Raw genomic sequence first — 4,137 nt, 5'->3', positions numbered from 1 at the left:
GTATAGGGTTGATATACAGGTTGTTGTATAAAGCTGCTCAAAATCCGCTTATTTTCGGCCGCAGGATTTTAATTTTGAAACGGCCGAGTTTTGAAGATGTTTTTGTTTGATAATTTCATAGAGGGAGGAATCGGGATGGATATGTCTCATGAGGGAATGGACATGATGCTGTGAAATAATCCTTTCTGCATGTATCCTTTTGACATATCCCACGAATTTTGTATGATTGTGGAATTGCGGCCGGATGTCCTTGCCGGGATATAGTGGAACGGTTCGCTATCCGGATGTGTTTTTCGAATGATGGTCGTTTTGTGTGGCTCACGAAGTTGGTCGGTGTTGCATGCGGAAAACCGTTATTTGAAAATATTTCATATCCGGTTATGTCTCTTTTAACGAAATTTGCATTATCTTTGCACAAGATAGGCTTCGCCTCAGCAACTGAAAACAAGTTTTCGTTGCGTTCGGCTTGCGCTATCTTTGCACAAAATAAGCTATGGCCAGTACGGGTCGACGGGCGGAGCGAATGATTTGGAGCGGGGCTGATCCGTTCGGGTCAGACTGTTTTTCAGAAGGCGAGCCACGTCTCGGTGACAAGGGCGATGCGGAAAGCCTGCCGTATGAAATAAGAAATAAATTCAAAACTAACATAAAAATTTAGGAATGAGATTCTATTTATTTGATGCTAAATGGCTGGCACCGCTGATGGTGTCGGGTGTGGTTGCCGTCGCCGGTTGCACGGACGACAAGTATGACCTTGACGAGGTCGACATGACCGTGGGTATAGGCAATGGCGAGTTGACATTGCCGGGCAGTTCGACGACAAACATAACGTTGGACGACATTCTCGACATTGACGATTCGGAGTGCGTGGTGACAGATGAGAACGGCGACTATGTGTTCAGGCAGGCCGGAGCCGATGTTGAGCCGGTGAAGGTGCGCATAGAGCAGATTGTGATAACGGAAAATACCAGTCAGTCGTTTGACGTGGTATTTGACACTCCCGACCTGGGAGGCATACCCAACGTGCCGGGTAGGGTGACACTGCCCGCGGAGACCAGGACAAACGGTAAGGTGCATGTGTTCGATTACAGCGACGACAATGCCCCGGAAGAGCTTGTCAGCCTGAAAGGCGCCACGGTGACGGAGGATTTCGAGCTGAGGGTAAAATTCTCGCAGGATCTCAAGAAATTCGTGCCACAGCTCACCGAGCTGACCGTGCGCTTCCCCGCATACATGGTGGTGACCGGCATACAGGCTCCGGCTCACACGCAGAGCGGGGCGGAGTTGTCTTTCAAGAACGTGGGCACGGCCGGCGACCTGGTGATAAAAGGCAGCGTGGCCCGTCTCGACTTCACGGCCGATGACACGAGCCTGGGCAAGCTCGAACTGAAAAAGAACAACGGCAAGACGAGCATCGATCTCAGCGGTAGCGTGATGGTGTCGGCGGCATTCAGGGAGATGGTGCTCGACGGATCGCCGCTGGGCAACGCACGGTTCTCGGTCAGCAGTGATGTGGCGATGAGCAGGTTTGTGGTCACATCGGCCGAGGGACAGTTTGACCCTACGATAGACCTTACCGACCTCGGTGATGCCGACATCACCGGAGTGCCGTCGTTCCTAGAAGAAGACGGGGTGGTGATAGACCTGTACAATCCGCAGATATTGCTTACCCTCGACGGAGACATGGACGTTGACGGAAAGGTGAGAGGCACGCTTACGGCATATAAAGACGGTGCGGTATTGAAAATGCTGAACGTGCCGGAGATGGCAATCAACGCAAACAGCAAGACGAGAATATGTATCTGCCGGGTGAGCGACGCTGACGTGCTGGCAGGCGGATATGACCAGGTGGTGGTTGTGCCCGGACTGTCTGACCTGATAAAGACCATTCCCGACAAGGTGACCTTCAGCGCGGTGGCAAAGGCAGACAAGGATAAGGTGGTGGAGTTTAAGCTCGGACATGACTATATGATTAAACCGTCTTATGCGATAGAGGCTCCGCTGGCGTTTGCCGATGACGCTTGCATCGTGTATACGGACAGTATCGACGAGCTGAGCAGCGACCTCGAAGACATCGACCTTGGCAACGACGCGAGACTCGAAATCACGGCCGATGTGGAAAATCACGTGCCGGCATATCTCGAAGTGACAGCGGTGGCATTGGATGTCGCCGGTCGTGAGCTTGCCCCCGGCAAGGTGAAAGTGGATGTGGAGGGTGTCATAGCAGCATACAACGGGAACCGGTCGGTATCGACACCGCTCAAAATAACGGCTAAACAGCAGACTAAAGGTGCGTTGAAGGAACTCGACAAGATCAAGTTCACGATCAAGGCAGTGGCCAAGACGGCGGGCGCACCCGCAGTGACGGGGCAGACGCTCAACGCGACGAAGCACTATATCAAGGCGGACAACATATCGGTGAAACTGAAAGGAAAGGTTACGGTAGACCTTAACTAACTTACACATTATTATATATAATAGCGAAAGACATGAATTTATCATATAGACATATTTTGGCCGCGGCCATGATCGCGGTCGGCGGCACAATGACGGCACAGACTTTAAACTCGGCTTATTTCACCGATGAATATACTTTCCGGCACACGATGAATCCCGCATACGGCAATGAGGATAACTATGTGTCGGTGCCGGCGCTCGGTAACATCAACGTGAAGATGCAGGGAAACTACGGATTGGGCGATATCCTCTTCGACAACCCTACACCGGGAGGCAAGAGGCTCACGACGTTCATGCATCCCGACATATCGGTGAGCGATGCTCTTGGCGGACTCGGAACGGGCAACAACCGTGTGCTCGCCGACGTGAACATGACTGTGCTGTCTGCCGGCTTCAAGGCTTTCGGCGGATACAACACCGTGGAGCTTAACACGCGTGTTAACGTAGGTACGTCGCTGCCTTACGGACTATTTGAGTTTGCAAAGAACATAGGCAACAACAACTATGACATCGGCGACATAAACATAAACACGCAGGCTTTCGCAGAGCTCGCTTTCGGACACTCACGGCAGATAAATGAGAAGCTGAGAGTGGGGGCGAAGCTGAAATTCCTTTTCGGTGCGGGGCGTGCCGATTTGCGGATGAAAGGCATGAAGGCCGAGCTTGCGTCAGACAAGAAGTGGATTGTGTCCGGACAGGCGGAGGCTAATGTGTCCATGAGCGGGTTCACATATATTTCGGAAATGAAAGACTATGAGAGTGAAGGTGCCGGACAATATGAGGCCATCAACGATATCGACATCGACGGTGCTGGTCTCGCCGGCTTCGGTATGGCTGTCGACCTTGGCGGTGTTTACAAGATAAATGATGATTGGACGGTGAGTGCGTCTTTGATCGACCTTGGTTTTATCAGTTGGAGCAGCAATGCGCGTGCGGTGAATGCGGCAGACAAATTTGAGTTTGACGGATTTCACGATGTGGCTGTAAGCTCGTCAAAGGGTGACAAGCTCGATGATATCTCGGACGGGTATGCCGATCAGATAACAGACTTCATCAACCTGAAAGACCAGGGCGATACGGGCGGACGGACAACCGGAATAGGAGCGACGCTCAATTTCGGAGCGGAATATACTTTGCCGGTATATAAGAAAGTGAAGTTCGGCGCACTTAGCACAACGCGTATCCGTGGGGCGTATTCGTGGACAGAGGGCCGTATAAGCGCAAACTACACTCCGCTCAAATGGCTGGATGGCGGTGTCAACTTCGCTGTCAACAGTTTTGCGGCGAGCATGGGATGGGTGCTTAACATACATCCGAAGGGATATAATTTCTTTATCGGTATGGATCATATCCTCGGCAAGACCGCCAAAGGCGTGTGTGTGCCTCTCAGCTCAAACGCTCATGTGGCGTTGGGTATGAACATCACTTGGTAATCAACTTATCCTAAGTAATACATTATATAATTAATGGGGCGTCGTATTTGCGATGCCCCATTAATTATTATTGCGATGCTTTTGATTGTATTGTCTTTGTCACTTGTTTTTTTATTCTTCCTTTCCTTGTCTGTTCTTTTTCTGTTCCTTCTCTTGTTTTTCTCTTTCTTTCTCTTTCTCCTTCCTTGTTTTTTTTGCTGTTTTTTTTCTTTGGCCTGTCCTTCTTTTCTCTCCTTCTTTCTTTTTC

The 4,137-nt window shown here is 50.6% G+C and carries 3 protein-coding genes; 2 read left to right on the top strand and 1 reads right to left on the bottom strand.

Translation table 11 applies throughout. The features are described from left to right. Nucleotides 1-660 precede the first annotated feature (660 nt). Entirely contained in the window at nucleotides 661-2,457 is a 1,797-nt protein-coding gene (locus MoGM_RS00045; protein ID WP_104368235.1) for a hypothetical protein, read from the top strand. A gap of 32 nt (nucleotides 2,458-2,489) precedes the next feature. Then, nucleotides 2,490-3,890: a DUF5723 family protein gene (locus MoGM_RS00040; protein ID WP_104368234.1), complete on the top strand. Its 1,401-nt coding sequence runs from the start codon at nucleotides 2,490-2,492 to the stop codon at nucleotides 3,888-3,890. A gap of 67 nt (nucleotides 3,891-3,957) precedes the next feature. Here the strand turns inward: MoGM_RS00040 and MoGM_RS12850 are convergent. After that, on the bottom strand, nucleotides 3,958-4,137 hold a 180-nt coding region (locus tag MoGM_RS12850), incomplete at its 5' end, for a hypothetical protein (RefSeq protein WP_199181744.1).

Source organism: Prevotella sp. MGM1, from assembly GCF_002933775.1.
Lineage (GTDB): Bacteria > Bacteroidota > Bacteroidia > Bacteroidales > Bacteroidaceae > Prevotella.
The sequence above is the reverse complement of the archived record's forward strand: the minus strand, read 5'-3'. Positions and strand labels throughout refer to the sequence as shown.

What these genes read in the sequence shown, in the direction of transcription:
- MoGM_RS00045 (WP_104368235.1), top strand. Translation starts at nt 661, where the DNA reads ATGAGATTCTATTTATTTGATGCTAAATGGCTGGCACCGCTGATGGTG.
- MoGM_RS00040 (WP_104368234.1), top strand. Translation starts at nt 2,490, where the DNA reads ATGAATTTATCATATAGACATATTTTGGCCGCGGCCATGATCGCGGTC.